The 17962-nt window shown below is 75.4% G+C and carries 11 protein-coding genes, 1 tRNA gene and 1 pseudogene; 5 read left to right on the forward strand and 8 right to left on the reverse strand.

Features of this window, described 5'->3' with window-relative positions; translation table 11 throughout:
* Positions 1-104: 104 nt before the first annotated feature.
* The 5 genes from trmB to ACIO5E_RS09315 all read right to left on the reverse strand — a co-directional run bounded on the left by trmB (position 105) and on the right by ACIO5E_RS09315 (position 5925).
* On the reverse strand, positions 105-935 hold the full coding sequence (trmB, locus tag ACIO5E_RS09295) for a tRNA (guanosine(46)-N7)-methyltransferase TrmB (protein WP_400665314.1): 831 nt from the start codon (positions 933-935) through the stop codon (positions 105-107).
* Positions 936-990: 55 nt separating this feature from the next.
* A complete protein-coding gene (lhgO, locus tag ACIO5E_RS09300; protein WP_400665317.1) occupies positions 991-2226 on the reverse strand; it encodes an L-2-hydroxyglutarate oxidase in 1236 nt (411 codons plus the stop codon).
* 136 nt (positions 2227-2362) lie between these two features.
* Positions 2363-3943: a TROVE domain-containing protein gene (locus tag ACIO5E_RS09305; protein WP_400665319.1), complete on the reverse strand. Its 1581-nt coding sequence runs from the start codon at positions 3941-3943 to the stop codon at positions 2363-2365.
* A 420-nt stretch (positions 3944-4363) separates the two neighbouring features.
* Positions 4364-4425: transfer RNA gene (locus ACIO5E_RS09310), tRNA-Ser, on the reverse strand.
* Positions 4426-4497: 72 nt separating this feature from the next.
* Positions 4498-5925, reverse strand: coding sequence for an MFS transporter (locus ACIO5E_RS09315; protein WP_400665321.1), 1428 nt, complete (start codon positions 5923-5925; stop codon positions 4498-4500).
* 865 nt (positions 5926-6790) lie between these two features.
* Here ACIO5E_RS09315 and ACIO5E_RS09320 point away from each other — a divergent pair.
* The 3 genes from ACIO5E_RS09320 (at position 6791) to ACIO5E_RS09330 (ending at position 10537) form a co-directional block, all read left to right on the forward strand.
* Positions 6791-8950, forward strand: coding sequence for an asparagine synthase-related protein (locus ACIO5E_RS09320; protein WP_400665323.1), 2160 nt, complete (start codon positions 6791-6793; stop codon positions 8948-8950).
* A gap of 218 nt (positions 8951-9168) precedes the next feature.
* Complete coding sequence (locus ACIO5E_RS09325; RefSeq protein ID WP_400665325.1) at positions 9169-9690, forward strand: universal stress protein; 522 nt, start codon at positions 9169-9171, stop codon at positions 9688-9690.
* A 142-nt stretch (positions 9691-9832) separates the two neighbouring features.
* Positions 9833-10537 carry a DsbA family protein gene (locus tag ACIO5E_RS09330; protein WP_400665327.1) on the forward strand — a complete coding sequence of 235 codons (705 nt, stop codon included), beginning with the start codon at positions 9833-9835 and terminating at the stop codon, positions 10535-10537.
* Positions 10538-10581: 44 nt separating this feature from the next.
* On the opposite strand, the gene ACIO5E_RS09335 is transcribed toward ACIO5E_RS09330, so the two are convergent.
* Both ACIO5E_RS09335 and ACIO5E_RS09340 read right to left on the reverse strand, forming a co-directional pair.
* Positions 10582-12894: a sigma-70 family RNA polymerase sigma factor gene (locus tag ACIO5E_RS09335; RefSeq protein ID WP_400665328.1), complete on the reverse strand. Its 2313-nt coding sequence runs from the start codon at positions 12892-12894 to the stop codon at positions 10582-10584.
* 351 nt (positions 12895-13245) lie between these two features.
* Positions 13246-14109, reverse strand: a complete 864-nt coding sequence (locus ACIO5E_RS09340) for a TetR/AcrR family transcriptional regulator (protein ID WP_400665330.1) — start codon at positions 14107-14109, stop codon at positions 13246-13248.
* A 572-nt stretch (positions 14110-14681) separates the two neighbouring features.
* Between ACIO5E_RS09340 and ACIO5E_RS09345 the strand changes: the two genes are divergently transcribed.
* Positions 14682-16019 carry an NAD(P)/FAD-dependent oxidoreductase gene (locus ACIO5E_RS09345; protein ID WP_400665332.1) on the forward strand — a complete coding sequence of 446 codons (1338 nt, stop codon included), beginning with the start codon at positions 14682-14684 and terminating at the stop codon, positions 16017-16019.
* Between the two features lie 169 nt (positions 16020-16188).
* A pseudogene (locus ACIO5E_RS09350) lies at positions 16189-17475 on the forward strand (SpoIIE family protein phosphatase); the annotation flags it as partial.
* Positions 17476-17736: 261 nt separating this feature from the next.
* Here ACIO5E_RS09350 and ACIO5E_RS09355 read toward each other — a convergent pair.
* The coding region (locus ACIO5E_RS09355; RefSeq protein WP_400665334.1) for a hypothetical protein at positions 17737-17962 on the reverse strand (226 nt) is incomplete at its 5' end.

Below are 17962 nucleotides of genomic sequence, written 5' to 3' on the forward strand. Positions count from 1 at the left end.
AGGCCACCGCACCCGTCCATCGGGAGGTCTCGGGACGAACCGTCTCCCCCGGGCAGGACCGCTCGGTCATCGTGCGGTGGCCTGTTCGAACCGTCGTCGGCGGCTCAGCGGCGGCGGAACAGCAGGTCGTGGACGACGTGGCCCTTGGCCAGCCCGGCCCGCTCGAACTTGGTGACCGGACGCCAGTCCGGTCGCGGCGCGTAGCCGGGGATGCTGCCGTCCGGGTGGTCCGCGGGCTCCAGCCAGCCGCTGCCGTCACCCTCGGGGTGCAGGTTCTCCAGCTCCGGCGAGGCGGACAGCACGGTCAGCATCTGCTCCGCGTACGGCTCCCAGTCGGTCGCGCAGTGCACCAGGGCGCCGGGGGCGAGCCGGGGCAGCACGAGGTCCAGGAAGGACGGCTGGACCAGTCGCCGCTTGTGGTGCTTGGGCTTGGGCCACGGGTCGGCGAAGTAGACCCGCAGGCCGGCCAGCGAGGCGTCCGGCAGCATGTCGCGCAGCAGGATCACGGCGTCGCCGGCGGCCAGCCGCACGTTCCGCGAGCCGTCGCGCTCCAGCAGGCCGAGCAGGTTGCCGTGGCCGGGTGTGTGGACGTCGGCGGCGAGGATGCCGGTGGCCGGGTCGGCGGCGGCCATCGTGGCCGTGGTCTCGCCCATGCCGAAGCCGATCTCCAGGGTGACCGGCAGCTCGCCGAACAGCTCCCGCAGGTCGAGCGGGCTGCCGTCGATCGGTATGCCGTAGGTCTCCCAGCCCCGGTCCAGGGCACCCGCCTGGGCGTTGGTCATCCGACCCCGGCGCGGCTGGAAGCTGCGGATGCGCCGCTCGCGGTGCTGGGCGTCGGTGGCCTTGTGCGGGTACATCGGCGCGGGGTAGCCGGCCGGCGCGGCGGACAACCGGGCGGACGGCGAGGGCTGGGGGATCGGGGCGGTGGCAGTCACAATCACCCGAGTCTACGGGGACACCGGATGCCGCCCGAAGGTGCTGTGACCGGGCTCATCCGCCGGCCTCCAGCGCGGCCAGCGCCCGGCGGGCCACCTCGCGGCCGATCGGCAGCGAGGCCGTCGCGGCGGGGGACGGGGCGTTCAGCACGTGCACCGTGCGGCGCGGGGAACGCGGGTCCGCCGGGTCGAAGCCGGCGAAGGCGAAGTCGTCCAGCAGCGAGCCGTCCCGGGCGACGGCCTGGGCCCGGACCCCGGCGCCGGCCGGCACCAGGTCCTCGGCGGTGACGGCGGGCAGCAGCCGCCGCACGGCGGCGGTGAACGCCCGTTTGGACAGCGAGCGGTGCAACTCGCCGACCTCGTACCGCCAGTGCCGCCGGGCGATCCGCCAGGCGCCGGGGAAGGCCAGCGTCCCGGCCAGGTCGCGCGGGCGCACGGTGCGCCAGTCGTAGCCCTCGCGGGCCAGCGCGGGGACCGCGTTCGGGCCGACGTGCACGTCCCCGTGGACGCCCCGGGTCAGGTGCACGCCGAGGAACGGGAAGGCCGGGTCGGGCACCGGGTAGACCAGGCCGCGCACCAAGTCCCGGCGCCTCTCGGTCAGTTCGTAGTACTCGCCGCGGAACGGCACGATCCGCACGCCGGGCTCGTCCCCGGCCAGCCGGGCGATCCGGTCACTGTGCAGCCCGGCGCAGTTCACCAGTACCCGGCAGCGCAGCTCCCCGGTGGAGGTCTGCACCGTCACGCCGTCCGTACGCCGGGCCACCGCCAGCAGCTCGCTGCCGAGCCGAAGCTCCGCGCCGGCCTCCCCGGCCAGCCGGGCGTAGGCGGTGGCGACCGCCGGGAAGTCGCAGATTCCGGTGGTGCCGACGTGCAGCCCGGCCACCCCGGTGACCTGCGGCTCGTACCGGGCGATCCCGGCCCGGTCCACCTCCGTGACCGGGATGCCGTTCGCCCGCCCGCGCTCGGCGAGCGCCGCCAGCCGGGGCAGCTCCTCCGCGCCGGTGGCCACGATCAGCTTGCCGGTGACCTCGTACGGGACGCCCTGCTCGCGGCAGAACGCCACCAGCTCGGCGGCGCCCGCCACCGCGTACCGGGCCTTGTACGAGCCCGGCCGGTAGTACACGCCGCTGTGGATCACTCCGCTGTTGCGCCCGGTCTGGTGGGCGGCGAAACCGGGTTCCTTCTCCAGCACCGCGAGCCGCAGCCCCGGCCGGGTCCGGGTCAGCGCGTACGCGGTGGCCAGGCCGACGATCCCGCCGCCCACCACCAGCACGTCGAAGTCGTACGCCACCGTCCGCTCCTCGCAGTCCGCCCGGCTCCCCCGCCGCCGATGCTGCCACGACGGGCGGAGCCGGTCGAGGGCGTCCGCCCCGCGCCCCCGTGGTGCGGCTCGCGGTCCGGGGCCGCCGGGAGTCCCCTGCCGGGCGCTACGCCTCCTCCCAGAGCCAGCCGGCGTTGTGCGCTGCCTCCAGCAGCGGGACCAGCCGGAATGCGGCGTCGCTCAGACCGCCGAAGGTGTGCCGGTTGGCGACGCCGCTCGGGCCGTGGCCGGGCGCGTAGCCGGCCAGGTTCCAGGTGTAGACGGGCACGTGGGCCGGTACGGCGGCGAGCGGGTCGTCGCCCCGGTGGCCCGGGCCGGTCTGCTCGTCGGTGACGATCACCACCCGGTCGTGGCCGCGGAAGTGCGCGCGGACGGCCCCGGCGGTGTTGGTGCCGCCGAGGTCGGAGAAGCGCTCCAGCACTCGCAGCACCGCCTCTCCCGGGCCGACCTGCAGAACCCGGCTGGTGGTGCCGAACTCGACCAGGTCGGCGTCGGCGGCCCGGATCTTCAGCGCGGTGCCGAAGATCGCCGCCGAGTCGGCCCGGTTGAGCTGGCTCTGCGCGCTGGGCCGGTCGAACATCGAGCCGGAGCGGTCCACCAGGATCAGCGTCCGGCCGGGCAGCGCGGGCACGTTGGCGAGCGAGTGGGAGAGTGCGGTCTCCAGCGCGTGCCCCCAGCGCAGCGACGGCGCGTGCCGGTGCGCGGCCAGGTAGCGGAACGGGAACTGGCGCGAGCGCCGGACCTCGTCCGGGTCGGCGATCCGCCGGGCCACCTCGGCCGCGACCGCGTCCGACACCCCGGCCTGGTCGAAGTTGCGCAGGTTGCGCACCAGCGCCATCGGGCCCATCGACGGGATGACCGCCTCCCAGACGGCCGCGTCCAGCGGGCCCTGCAGCCAGCCGGCCAGCGCTTCCCAGGTCAGCCCGGCCGCGGCCAGCCGCTCGGCGCCGCCGGGCGCGGTCACGGCCGCCCGGCGCTCGCCGACGGGCAGTGCGAGCAGCTCCCGGTTGGCGGTCAGCAGCCGGTCGGACACGGGCGGGACGGCCTCCTCCGGCCGGTGCCGGCGGTCCAGCGCGTACGCGAACAGCGCGCCCTGCCACGGCTTCGCCGGATCCGGCGCGGGGTGGGTCAACTCCAGGACGTCGCCGAAGCGGTAGCCCTTGCCGGCGGTGTCGTACTTGAGCAGCGAACGGGCGTGGTAGAGCCGGCGGACGGCGTCCGCGACGCCGCGCTTGACCGGCTTGGGCAGCGCCCGGCCGTAGCGCGAGGTCCAGTACGCGAGCAGCTCGCCGGGCTCGTCCGGGCGCTGCAGCACCGCGTCGACGGCCTGCCGGGAGTAGCCGTGGGCCCCGACGTCCAGCCGGGCCCGGGTGAACTCGGCGGCGCCGACCAGCGCGGCGGTCCGCAACTGGGCGCCGTGGCGCAGCCAGCGCAGCAGCCCGAGGGTCCACTCCGGCTCGGCGACGGCGAGTTCGCGCACCAGCGCGGTGTAGCGGTCGTCGCGGTCGCCGCCGCGCTCGTAGAAGGTGTCCTGGCCGACCATGTTGGCGATCGCCAGCAGGAAGAGTTCGGACTTGCGGTCCCGGACGAAGCCGGGGCCGCCGTTGTGGTTGACCGTGCGCCGGCCGGTGGTGGCCACGGGCGAGGTCGAACCGGCCTTGGCCTTGCGGCTGTTGAATCGAGACATGGCGAAGCCCCCCTGGCCTGCTGGTGTCGAAGCGGGAGGGAGGCAAGGCGGAACGCGGGGTGCCCGAGATCGTGCCGACCCGGCGGCCGACGTCGGCGGAGGTGCACAGTCTTGTGCTCTACCGATTGAGCTAGCGGCCGCACTCGCGCACGGCACGCCCGGGACTCGAACCCGGAACCGCAAGAACCAGAAGTAACCCCCGCCTGCGCACCGGGCACACCGGCGCACTGCCTCCCGAGATCAAAGGTGGCCGCGGTGTTTCGCGGGCTCGAACCGCAGCGCCACTAAGGGCGCCTCACCAAGAAGTAACCGCTGCCGTCGCACCGGGAGGTGCGGAATTCCTATTCACGTATGGGTGTCCAGAGATCGAAGGCGGCTGAGGTGACATAGCTGCTCTGCCAACTGAGCTACACCGGCGAGTACCGGCGGCGGGACTCGAACCCGCGACACGCCCATTAAGAGTGGAAGTAACCTCTGCCTGCGCACCTGGACGAGAGAGACCATAGCGAGGCCGCTCCCGCCGGTGCATCCGAATTACCGTCAGGCGGCACGGGTCATGCCGGGGCGACGATCACCGCGCGGGCCCGTTCGGTCAACTCCCGGACGCGGCGCTCGCCCTGGAACGGTTCCAGGCGGCGCAGCATCTCCACCACGTACTCCCGGCTGCGTTGCGAGGAGATCCGGCCGGCCACCTCGACGGCGCGCTCGCCGGCGGCGACCGCGGCGTCCAGGTTGCCCGCCTCGGCCTCGGCCATCGCCGAGACCACCAGCCGCAGGCCGTGCGAGCGGACGTAGCCCTCGGTGGGTTTGGCCAGCGCCTCGCGGGTGAACTGCCGGACCTTGGAGGGCACTCCGAGGTCGCGGAAGCACTCGGCGGCGTCGGCGGCGAGCCGGTCGTAGGCGTAGAAGTCGATCCACGCCGGATCGGGATCCCCGGCGCGTGCGCGTTCGAGCGCGCTCTCCGCCGCGCCGAGCGCCGTCGCGCACGCCGCCGCGTTGCGGGCCTTGGCCTGGGCCCGTGCCTCGACCAGGTGGAAGAAGCTCATCGTCCGGGCGGTCGCCAGGCCCCGGTTGCGCTCCAGGGCGGCCTGGGCGAGGTCCACCGCCTCCTCGGCGAAGCCCCGGTAGCCGGCCTGCAGGCTCATCGAGGCGAGCACGTAGCCGCCGAGCGGCACGTCGGCGGCGGCCCGGGCGAGCCGCAGGGCCTGGATGTAGTAGCGCTGGGCGGCCTCGTGCTGCCCGGTGTCGAAGGCCATCCACCCGGCGAGCCGGGTCAGTTCGGCGGTCGCGCCGAACAGCGCCCGGCCGACGGTGTCGCTGTACGAGGCCAGCAGCAGCGGGGCCGCCTCCACCCGCAGGCACTCCGGCACCATCGACGAACGCCAGTCCCCGCCGCCGTACTTGGAGTCCCAGCGGCGGGCCTCCTGGGCGGCCTCGCGGAGCTTGGCGGCGTCCGAGTGGCCGACCCGGTAGGAGGAGGACTCGCTCGGGGCGCGCGGCGCCTCGCGGGCGACCGAACCGTCCGCCGGGGTGATCAGCCAGCGGGAGACGGGCGTCGCGTAGGCCGCGACCGAGAAGGTGCCGGTCAGGCTGTCGCTCCAGCGGCCGCCGCCGGGTCCGCGGCGCAGGTCGAGGTCGACCCGCCACAGGTCGGTGGCGGAGCGGACCGCCTCGGCGACGTCGCGCGGGAAGGCCAGGCCGAGTTCGGGGGCCGGGTCGGTGTCGCCGAGGCCGATCTCGTCCAGCGGTACCGGGCGGCCGAGCTTGCCGCCGATCGCGGTGGCGATCAGGTGCGGGACGGGCCCCTGCGGGACCATGCCCTTGCTGACCCAGCGGGCCACCGAGGTCTTGTCGTACCGCAGGGTCAGCCCGCGTTGGGCGCCGAGGTCGTTGACCCGGCGGGCCAGTCCGGCGTTGCTGATCTGGGCGAGGGTCAGGAGCGTGCCGAGCCGTTCGTTCGGTCCTCGTGGGCTGACGGTCATGGTGGCGGCGGCACCTCCTGCGGCCTTGTGCGCGGGGCCCGGGCGGCACCGGGCCGTAGCTGCTGTACCTAGAGTAGTCGGACGCGTTCCGACGGTTAAGAGGCTGCATTCCGGATGGCGGGATCGCGCACCAGGCGGTGCGGCGCCGGGTCCCCGCCGGGGTTGGTCCGGACCACTCGGTACGGACCGGGGGTACCGCGCGCCGGAGCGTCGTGCTCCGGTCCCGTGTTCACGTGCGCCCGGCCGTGCCCCCTGGCCCCACCGGCTGGTCGGCGATTCGCTGGTGGTCGTGGGTCGGCCCGCCGTCGAGGACCCGGCGGGCCGGGGGATACCGCCGCCTCAATCCCCGCGGGTGGCGGGCTGAGTCCGGGAGGGCATGCGGATGCCCTCCCGGGCCGAGCGACGCCTTTCGGCCATCTCGCGATGCCCATGCCAAAGGCGGCGTGGGGGGCGGTCCGGGCCAGGGAGGGGGAGGCCCGGCCCGCCCTGCGGAGCGCCCGGACACGTCAACACCCGGTGGCCGAACCGGGATCGGCGACGGAACCGGGCGCGGCAGCAGAGTCGGAAGCGGGAGCGGGACCGGCTACGAGAACGAGGCCGGAAGCGGGCCGGAACCGGAAACAGCACCAGAACCAGGAGCGAGGCCGGAACCGGGAGCGGGACCGGAACCGGGAGTGGCACCGGAACCGGGAGTGCAACCGGAACCGACAACACCGGCCACGGGAGCGCCGACCGGTGGCACGATGTCTCCTGACGGCGCGCCGGTACGCGGGGCGGTCGCCACGGCACGCCGCAGACCGGCGAGGAGCCGCCCGGCGGCGCGGACACGCCGCACGGGTGCAGGTCCTCGTCCGGTGGAGGCGCGATGCGGTGGCTGACGGGCTGGAGCACGGGCACGCCCCGGGCGGGCACGCCGGCGCACGAGGCACTCGGCACGGTCACGCCGATCGCCGCATGCCCCCTGTGGACCGGCCCCAACCAGCTCTGGGCCGTCGGCGACTGGCGACCCGAGGAGATCCGCCTCGCCACCCTCCGCCCCGGCGCCCCCGCCGCGGTCACCACCGGCCCCACCGCCCCCGACCCGGTCGAGGACACCCCCGCCACCCTGCGCCTCGCCGTCCTCGGCCACTGCGGTGCCACCGACGCCGAACTCGCCGCCGGCCTCGCCGCCGCCCGTGGCGGCGCCGTCCGCCACCTCACCGCCTGGCCCGGCAGCTACACCGTCGTGCTGCGCACCGGCACCCGCTCCACCCTGCTGCTCACCGACCTGGCCGGCGCCCAGCCGGTCTTCCACACCCCCTGGGCCGGTGGCACCGCGTACGCCACCGCCGCCCTCCCGCTCGCCGACCTGGTCGGCGCCCCACTGGACACCGGCCACCTCGCCGCCCGGCTCGCCTGCCCCGAATCGCCCGAGGCGCTCGGCTCCGGCACCCCGTACCTGGGCGTCCAGCGGGTGCCGCCCGGCCACGTGCTGGCCATCCGCGGCGGCCACCCGTACCTCTCCGCCTACGACGACCCCGCCGTCCGCGAGCAGCCGCGCGACGAGGCGCCCGCCGTCCGCGAACTCACCCGCGCGCTGCTGGAGTCCGTCCGCTCCCGGATCCGCACCAGCGGGCCCACCGCGCCCGTCGGAGGGCCCGGTCCGGCCGGCCGTGCCCGGCTCGGCGTCGACCTCTCCTACGGCACCGCCTCCGCCACCGTCGCCCTGCTCGCCGCCGCCGTACCGCTGCCGCCGGTGCCCGCGAGCGCCGCCCCGGAGCAACCGCCGGCCATCGGCGCCGGGGCCAGGAACGGCGCGGTCAAGGGCTCCTGGGCCCGAGCGGCCGCCCAGGGGCCCTCCGCCCCCGAGCAGTTGGCCGCCGTCACGCTCGGCGAGACCGAAGCCCCGACCACCCTCGCGCTCGCCCCCGACACCCCCCGACTGCGGCACACCGTGCTCGACCCCGGCCCCGAGACCCTCCCGTACGCCGGACTGCGCCCCGACGCGCCCGTCGGCCGGCTCACCGACGAGCCCGGCCCCGAACTCGTCGCCTCCGCCCGTGCCGAGGCCCGCTTCGACGCCGGCGGCACCGACCACCTCACCGGCTACGGCGCCCGCCAGGTCCTCGACGGGCATCCGGCCCGGCTCGCCGACCTCATCCGGGCCGGCCGCCCGCGCGAACTGCTGCCCCCGGTCGCGGCGCTGGCCGGCGTCGACCGGGCCGTCGCGGGCGTGCTGGCCGGCGCACTGCGCACCCCGCTCACCGTGCTCCGGGCCGCCCACCGGCTGTCCCGGGTCCGGTACGCCGAGGCGCTGGACGACGCCGCCGCCAAGCTGACGGCCCGGCACGCCCCGGGCGACGGTGGCACGGCGGGCGACCGCTCGGCCGGCGACCTCGCCTGGTGCGTCCCCGGCCCGGCCGCCCGCTGGCTCTCCGACGAGGCGCTCTCCGCCGTCGCCCTCCGGCTGCGGCTGGCGGCGCGCAGACCGGCGCCCGACGAACACCCGGGCGCACACCGGGCCCGGCACGCCCTCTACCGGCAGGCGCGCTCCTACCGCACCCTCGTCCACGCCGCCGAACAGCCCGGCCAGCGGCTGCACGCGCCGTTCCTCGACAACCAGGTGGTCCGCGCCGCCCGCCTGCTCCCCGACGACGTCCGCCTCCAGCCCGGCGCCCGGCATGCCCTCCTGCACGCCGTCCTCACCGGTGCCGGCCGTACCGACCTGCCCCCCGACTGGGGCCGCGGCCCCCGCCCCGACCGCACCGCCCCCGCCCGGGCGGGCCTGCGCCTGGCCGCCGACGGGCTCGCCGAACTCTTCGACGCCCCCCTCCTCGCCGAAGCCGGCCTCATCGACCTCCCCGCCGTCCGCGCCGGCCTCGCCGACCCCGCCACCCCGCTCTCCCCGGCGGCCCTCGCCGGCCTCGCCGACCTGGTCTCCACCGAACTCTGGCTCCGCCGCATCCGCGCCCGCCGCCACGGCGCCTGCTGGACCGGCCTCCCCCTGGCCCAACCTCCCGCCCTTGCTCCCGTTCACCCGGCCTGACCCCTGCCCGTCGGGGCCGGTGCGGGTCGGCCGGCCCGACTTCGCCGCACCCGGCCCGCCGCCGCGGCGTCCGTGGGCCGGGCTCGCCCTGGCCGGCTCACCCCCTCCACCCGCCTCCTCCCATCCCCTGCGGCGCGCCCGGGTCGGCCCGGCGGGGGCTCGGGGGCGGGGGCGGGTGATGATGGCGGGCAGTGAGTCCGTCGGTGAGGAGGGCCGTGGTGGCCAGCGTGAGCCCGGAGCAGTCCGTTCCCGTCGTGCTGTCGGTGCTGGGGCAGCCGCCGACGGGGCGCCCGCCGGGGGTGCTGGCGGCCTGCGACGGGTCGGACGGGTCGCTGTGGGCGCTGGACCGGGCGATGACCGAGGCGGAGTTGTTCGGCCTGCCGCTGTACGTGCTGGCTGTGGTGAATCCGGCCCCGGCCGGCTATCCGCCGGGGATGGCGGAGCTGGTGCAGGAGAGCGTGGAGACGCTGGTGGAGAGCATGGCGGACGGGCTGCGCCGGGCCGTGGTGGCCGTGCAGGGGCAGCGGGCCCGGCCGTACGCGGGGGAGCTGTCGCTGCACGTGGTGCTGGGGAACGTGATCGAGGTGCTGCTGGAGGCCTCGACCCGACAGCACACGCTGGTGGTCGGCACGCGCGGGAACGGGGGGTTCGCCCGGTTGCTGCTGGGTTCGGTGAGTTCGGCGGCGGTGCACCACGCGGTGTGCCCGGTGCTGGTGGTCCCGGCGCCCGCGGCGGGCTGACCAGGGCAGACCGGGGATGACCCGGGGCCGATCCGGGATGGCCGGGGTGTCGGGGCGGCCGGGGTGTCGGGAATGTACCGAGATGGTTCACCGTTCACCTAATCCGACACCCGTCCCGTCCCCATCCCCTGGAGTGCCCCGCATGAAGGTCGAGATCTGGTCCGACATCGCCTGCCCCTGGTGCTACATCGGTAAGCGCCGCTTCGAGCAGGCCCTGGAGGACTTCCCGGGCAAGGAGGGCGTCGAGGTGGTCTACCGGCCGTACCAGCTGGTCCCGGACGCGCCGGCGACGGCGAGCCCGCACCGCGCCTGGCTGGCCGACCGCTACGGTCCGCAGTCGGTGGCGATGGACGCGCGGGTGGCCGAGCTGGGCCGCGCCGAGGGCATCGCGTACGACTTCGACGCCGCGCTGCACGCCAACACCTTCCTGGGCCACCGCCTGCTGCACCTCGCCGAGGTCGAGTACGGTCCGGCCGTCCAGGGGCGGCTGAAGGAGGCGCTGCTGAAGGCGCACTTCACCGACGGCGTCGACGTCGGCGACCGCGCCGCGCTGACCGACGTCGCGGTGGCCGCCGGCCTGGACCGGGAGCGGGTGACCGCCTACCTGGCGGGCGACGAGGGCGTCGCCGAGGTGCGCGCGCAGCTGGCCGAGGCCCGGGAGCTGGGGATCACCGCCGTGCCCACGTTCGTGTTCGAGGGCAAGTGGGCGGTGCAGGGCGGCCAGGAGGCCGAGACCTTCCGCAAGGTGCTGGAGCAGGTCGCCGCCGAGATAGGCGAGCGCCGACCGGCCCCGGTCGAGGTCGCCCCGGCGGGGGAGGCCTGTGCGGACGGCTCCTGCGCCATCTGACCCCTAGGGCCTGTCTGACACACAGTCCCCCGCCGAGGCCCGCTTCAGGAGCACCTGAAGCGGGCCTCGGCCCAGTCCGCCACGTTGAGCGCCGACCAGATCCCGTGCACCGGGGTGACCACCAGCCGGATCGACTTCTGCCCGGCCAGCGGCACGTGCACCGGCACCGCGTCGTCCCCGGCGGCGAGCGGGTGGGAGCGCCACAGGGTGCTGCCGTCGCCGCTCTGGACGGAGAAGACCACACCGCCGGGCGTGAGTGTGGCGTCGTCCACCCCGGCGACCGCGTCGAAGGACGTGCAGCTGCGGTTGAGGTCGATCAGGGTGGTCGCCGGGGCGTGCACGGTGATGGCGTGCGGGTGGCGCTCGCCGCCGATCCAGGCGCTGTCGTGCTGCCAGAACCAGTCGCTGCCCTTCTGCCGGATGCTGGGCCCGGGCGGCGGCACCCGATTGTTGCCGGGCTTGACCACGGGCAGCGAGTCGGCCCAGAAGTCGGTGGGTGCGGGCGGCGACGGCGGGGTGATCGTCGGGGTGGGCACCGGCGGCGTGGTCGGCGCGGGGACGACCGGCGGCTCGGGTGTGGGCATCGGCGGCACCGTGGGCGTCGGCACGACGGGGACGACCGGAGTCGGCGACATGGGGGTCGACTTGGGCGCGGGCGGGCCCGAGGTGACCGGTGGCGCGGCCTTCGGCGTGGTCGGGGCGGCCGTCGGGGCGTGCGTCGGCTGGGCCGCGGGCTCCGCGCTGGGGCTCGGCGCGGGCGGAGCCGGGACGTCGGCGCTGCTGGGCGCCGTGGCGGGGGCGGGAGCAGGGGCCGGGGCGGGCGGCACGGGGGTGGGGGCCTGCGGGCTGGGCGCGGCCGGGGCACTGGTGGCCGGGGGAGCGGCCGCCGGGGGCTTGGGTTCGGGCGAGCCGGTGAGCGCGTAAGCGGCGACGGCGGCCGCAGCCACCGCGATGGCGGCGGCGATTCCGGCCTTGGCCGCGGTGCCCAGGCCCTCACCGGCCGCGGCGCCGACACCGGCCCCGCTCCCGCCGGAGGCCGCGCCGGCACCAGCACCGGCCGCGCCCGCGCCCGTGGCACCGGCACCCGCGGTCCCGGAGCCGGCCGCCGCGGTGCCCGCAGCCGCACCGCCGACCGCGGCGACGCCGCCGACGGCGGCCGCGGCCGTGCTGAACCCGCCGACCCCGATCCAGACGAGCACGCCGCCGGGCAGCAGCGCGCGCAGGCCGGTGTTGATCTCGGTGAGTTCGAGGCAGGCGGCCGTGCAGCGGTCGCACTCCCTGAGATGCCGTCCGACCTCCGCCGAGGCCCGCTTGCGCAGCGACCCGCGCGCGTACGCGCCGAGCCGGTTGGCGTACGACTCACAGGTGCTGTCCTGGCTGCCGGACACGTGCGCCTGCAGGAAGGCGGCGGCGAGTCGGTCGCGGGCCCGGTGGGCCTGGACGGCGGTGGCGTTGGCGGTCTTGCCGAGCATCACGGCGACGGTCTTCGGGGACTCCCGCTCGACCTCGGTGTGCCAGAGCACCACCCGGTCGTCCTCGGGCAGTTCGGCGTAGGCCTGCATGACCATGCGCTGGTCGGCCATGGCCATCGCCCAGGCGTCGGCGCCCGGATCGGCCAGGTCGAGGTCGACGACGGCGGCCGAGGTCTGGGCGAACACGCTGAAGTCGTCGACGAGTTGCTCGCGCCGTTCGCTGCGGGTCCAGGCGGCGGCGACGTTGCGGACGGCGGTCAGCAGGTAGGCGCGGACGGCGAACTCCGGGCCCTTGCCCGCCCGCAGGGCCTGCAGGGTGCGGGCGAAGACCTCGCCGGCGAGGTCCTCGGCGGTGAAGCTGTCGCGGCAGCAGGTGCGGGCGTAGCGGCGCACCGAGTCGGCGTGCCGACGGTAGATCTCCTCGTACGCGCTGTCGTCGCCGGCCCGGACCAGGGCGGTCAACTCGGCGTCGGAGGGCGGGCGCTCGCCGTCGACCGGATCGGCGGGGGCGGGCACGGTGGGGCGGACCGGGCGGTGGTCGCCGACGAACGCCTCGGGGGCGACGCCGCCCCGGCCCGCCGGGGCCTGACCGGGCACCCGCCCGGGGGGCAGCGCGGCGTCGGAGGCGGCGAGGGACTCGCGGCTGGGCATGCCGGCCTGGTCGGGGACGTGTCCGGCGGTCGGGCCGGTGGCCGAACCCGGTGCGGCGCCGGGTACTTGGGCGGGGCCGCCGGAGGCCATGGCGGGACCGTCAGGCGCACCGCCGGTCAGGCCGCCGGCCAGCCCGCCGGCTCCACCGGCCAGTCCCCCGGTTCCCCCGGCCAGGCCTCCGGACGGGCCGAAGTCGAGGCCGTACCCGTAGTCGTTCTGTTCCTCGGCGCTCACAACGGACCCCAGATTCCACGACAGCCCCCGTAGTGTGGCAAGGCGCGCGGGAGTGCGTAGGCGCACGGTTCCCCGCTGTACGGCGCCGACGGCGCGCGAAGGGCGCGCATCGGGACATTGGCTCCAACCACGGGCAAAGGATGGCATAGCGCAGGGACGGGCGGTAGCCGGACCGGCCGGGACCCACTCTTCCGAGGGGCCGTCGCGGATGTGTTCGCCCAGCGCACGGCGGCAGGTTGCGTGCCGCCCGCACCCGGCGCGCGTGCCTGGTCCGCGCGCCGGTCCCCCGTCCAAGTCCCGTTTCCGTCAAGCGCTCCCGCCGGGCGCGGCGGCCGCCCCGGCGGTGGAGCGTCAGCGCGCCCGCAGGCCGTCCAGCAGTATCTCCAGCAACCGGTCCGAGGGCCCGGAGGACGGCTGCCCCTCCGCCTGCGGGACACCGGCCGAGAACCCGGCCGTCGCCGGCACGGTGCGGGCCGCGTGCACCGGCACCGAGGCGGTCAGCACCAGCACGACGTCCGACACCGTGACGCCCGGCCGCAGTTCGCCCGCCGCGCCGGCCCGGGCCACCAGGGCGGCCAGCAGCTGCAGCAGCAGCCGGGGATCCGCGTCGGCCGCCGACGGCTCGACGCCGGCACCGCCCTGGGCGTCTTCACCGCGCAGGTCGAACCGGACGGCGGCCGGCTCGGGCACCCGCGGTTCGGGCACCCGTCCGAGCTCCTCCGCGTACCGGAACGCCTCCGGCGGCAGCAGCCGTCCGGCGCCGGTGCCGACCGCCCGGGCCAGGTAGCCGGCCAGCGCCTCCCAGGCACCGCCGCCGCCGTACAGCGACTCCCGCGCCTGTGCGGTCAGCCACGCCACCTCCTCGGCGGCGATCCGCTGGACCAGCACCTCCTTGCTCGGGAAGCGCCGGTAGACCGTCCCGACGCCGACCCCGGCCCGGCGCGCGACCTCCTCCATCGGCGCGCCGTAGCCGAACTCGCCGAACACCTCGCGGGCGGCCCGCAGCACGCTTTCCAGATTCCGCCGGGCGTCCACCCGTAGCCGGGCCCCGGGGACGGGCGCGGCGGCCTGTGGCGGCTCCGCCCGGTAGGGGACGCCGGGGTAGGCCGCCCCGGACTGCGGCGGCAGGTCCACCGGGCCGCGCTGTTCCGGCACCATGCCCTGGCCGGCGTGCGGTGCTCCCGCCCGCCCCAACACCTGCTCCTGCTCCATCATCCCAACTCTCCCCCGCAGGCGCCCGAACCCGGACCCTGTCGTCGCCCGCCCCTGCACCCCCCGGTGCAGCTCAGCCCGTCAGACATGACCTGATGACCCATCGCTCGTGCCGCCCGTCCGGTTCCGTGACCACGGTTCGTGCCTCCGCGCCGGTTCGCGTCCGGCTCGGCGCGTCGGCACCGTCCGGGGCCTTGTCCGGGAACTACCCTTCCCCGGATGACTGTCCCGCAGTCGGGTTGTCGAGCCAACGCTGGAACTGGCCGTAGTGGCCGCTCCACGGTGCGTCGCCGCCGATTGTCATGGCGGTGGCCGCTCCGGCACACAATCCGACCATAGTTCACGGCTCTTCGCGTCCGAAAGTCCGTCAGAAAGTCGCCCGGGGAGCACAACTGGCCACACCAGTCGACTCCCGTCGCATCCGGCGCGGTGCGGACTGTGGACAAGACCACCCCTGCCGGTCCTTCATAGGGGGGCGTGAGGGGGGACACCCACGGCCGCGAGGCCGGGACGAAGCGTCGATCGGCTGGAGGTGCACCATCAGAATCCTGATCGCCGGCGGAGGCTGCGCCGGTATGGCCACCGCGCTGCACCTCCAGCGCGGCCTGCGGGAACGGCTGCGACGCGGCGAGGTGGAGATCACCGTCGTCGAGCCCCAGGCCTACTTCACCTACCACCCGCTGCTGGCGGAGGTCGCGGCCGGATCGATCGATCCCCGGCACGTGGTGGTCCCACTCCGTCGCGCCCTGCCGGACTGCCGGGTGCTGACCGCCCGGATCACCCGGATCGAGCACGCCGCCCGTCGCGCCTTCGCCGACGCGGCGAACCCCGGCGAGACCCCCGCACCGATCGAACTCCCCTACGACGTCCTGGTGGTGGCGCCCGGCTCGGTATCCCGGACGGCTCCGGTGCCGGGCCTGGCCGAGCACGGCCTCGGCTTCTCCACCGTCGGCGAGGCCGTGGGCCTGCGCAACCACGTCCTGGAGCAACTCGACCTCGCCTCCGCCACCCGCGACCCGGCCCTGCGCCAGTCCGCGCTCACCTTCGTCTTCGTCGGCGCCGGCTACGCGGGCGTCGGCGCGCTCGCCGAACTGGAGGACATGGCCCGGTCCGCGGTGCGCGGCTACCACAACGTCGGCACCGAGGACCTGCGCTGGGTCCTGGTCGAGGCCACCGGGCGGATCCTGGCCGAGGAGTCGCCGGAGCTCGCCGAACACACCCTCGGCCAACTCCGCGAACGCGGCGTCGACATCCGGCTGCGCACCACCCTGGCGTCGGTCGCCGGCCGGGTCGTCGCCCTCTCCGACGGCAGCCGCTTCGGCGCCCGCACCCTGGTCTGGACGGCCGGGGTCCGCCCGGCCCCGCTGCTGCGCGACACCGACCTGCCGCTGGACACCCTCGGCCGGGTCCGCTGCCTCGCCACCCTGCAGGCCGTCGGCCCGGACGGGCGTGCGCTGCCCGGGGTCTGGGCGGCCGGCGACTGTGCGGCCGTACCGGATCCGAACGCGGACGGGGCGCCCTGCGCGCCCAACGCCCAGCACGCCTTCGCGCAGGCCGAACTGCTCGCCCGGAACATCGCGGTCGCCCTGGACTACGGACCGCACTCCCCGGACCTCGCCGAGTACCGGCCGGGGCCCGCCGCCTGCTCGACCTCGCTGGGCCTGCGCCGGGCCGTCGCCCACACCCGGCGCGGTCGCCGGATCACCGGGCGGCGGGCCTGGTGGCTGCACCGGGCCCGGCACCTGCGGCGGCTGCCGAGCGCGGAGCGCCGGGTGCGGGTGCTGATGGACTGGGTGCTGGGCGGCCTGTTCTCCCGCGAGGTGGTCTCGCTGGGGGCGGCGGGGCACCCGCGTCCGGAGTCCGGGACCGGGCTCGGCCCGTCCTTCGACGGAGGGTCGGAGGCCCCTCGGTGAGCGCCCCCGGTGCTACGAACCGGGGCGGATCGGACGGCCACGCCGGGCGGGCGACTTCCGGAATCGGGCCCTTGCCTGACAGGATCAGCCCACCCTAGTCATTACCCCGTGTGTTGATGTGCACACAAAAAGTGATGATATGCCTGGAAAACGAGGAAGCGGCCGTCGTTTGAACCTCATGCGCTGGAGCGCCCGGCTCACCGGAGTCCCTTGGCGTGCCGCCCCGCCGACCGGGGCCGGCACCGACGAGGGCGCGCCCTCCGCCGACGGCGTCGTCGTCCCCAGCCCCCGCGACCCCACCAACCTCGCCACCGCCGCCGAACTGTTCGACCCGCACAAACCCCAGAACCTGCGCGAGGTCCTCAACCGCATCCCCGCTCCGGTGGCCGTCACCTACGGCCCGCTCCACCAGCTCGGTTACGCGAACCGCGCCTACCGCGAACTCTTCGGCGACCGCACCACCGGTCTGCCGGCCGGCGAGGCCCTCCCCGAACTCGGGACCATGGGCGTCCTGCCCCTGATGGACCAGGTCATCCGCGGCGGCCGCCCGCGCAGCGTCAAGGCCCGCTGCATCCTCGGCCTCACCGGTAACCGCTACTACAACGTCTCCTGCGTCCCGCTCGGCCCCGGCGACACCGGGGACACCCCCGCCGAGGGGCCGCCCGCCGGCGTCCTGATCTTCGCCGCCGAGGTCACCGACCAGGTCCTCGCCGCCGCCCGGCTCCGCGAGGCGGAACGCCGCCAGCGCGAGGCCGCCGTCACCCTCCAGCGCAGCCTCCTCCCGCAGAAGCTCGACCAGCCGGCCGACCTCCGGGTCGCCGCCACCTACCAGCCCGGCGGCGCCGAGGCGGCCGTCGGCGGCGACTGGTACGACGTCATCGCCATCGACGGCGGCCGAACCGCACTCGTCATCGGCGACGTGATGGGCCGCGGCCTGCGCGCCGCCGCCGTCATGGGCCAGCTGCGCACCGCCGTCCGCGCCTACGCCCGCCTCGACCTGCCCCCGCACGAGGTGATGCGCCTGCTCGATGGCCTCGCCATGGAGATCGACGCCAACCAGATCGCCACCTGCACCTACGCCGTCTGGGACCCGCAGCGCCGCACCCTCTCCTACGCCTCCGCCGGGCACCTCCCCATGCTGCTGCGCTGCCCCGACGGAACGGTCCTACGCAGCGAGGAGCAGAACGGCCCCCCGCTCGGCACCGGCGACGGCCTGCACGTCTCGCACACCCTGCGCCTGCTGCCCGGGACCACCGGCGTCCTCTATACGGACGGCCTGGTCGAGCGCCGCGACGAGGACATCGACCAGGGCCTCGACCTTCTCGCCCGCACCCTGACCGGCGCCATCGGGGCCCCGGAGGTGATCTGCGCCCGCCTGCTGCGGGCGATGGGCGTGACGTCCGAGCACGACGACGACGTCGCCGTCCTGGCCTTCCACCTGCCGGCGGAGGAGGGCGTCACCGAGGCGGAATCGGCGCTTGACTCGGTCGCCCCCGAGGTCTAGTGTTCTTCGAGCTGCCTGGCAGGGAGCACCGGACACGTGTTTGCGCGGACGGTCCCGAGGTAGCCAATCCTTCGAAACACCACTTCCCGGTTCGGGCTGGGTCGCGTCTTGTCGCGTCTCGGTTCTTATTCGGCGTGCTCGTTTTATTGGGTTGCGGTCGGATTCGCTTTTCGGAGCGGGGATCGGCTAGAGTTTGAAACGTCGGACGGGGCGTCAAACCCCGGAAGACACCGGCGAGTTGGATGACGAAGCCCCGGAAAACGGAGCGGAAAACATCTGATAAGCTGGAAACACGAAAGAACGAAGCGCCCGGAGGGCCTGCTGGAAGGCAGCCTGAAGGAAGTGTCCGTTCCTTGAGAACTCAACAGCGTGCCAAAAGTCAACGCCAGATATGTTGACATCCCCGGCCTCGATCGTCTGATCGGGGTTGGAGATTCCT

It is taken from the genome of Kitasatospora sp. NPDC087314, from assembly GCF_044744365.1.
GTDB lineage: Bacteria > Actinomycetota > Actinomycetes > Streptomycetales > Streptomycetaceae > Kitasatospora.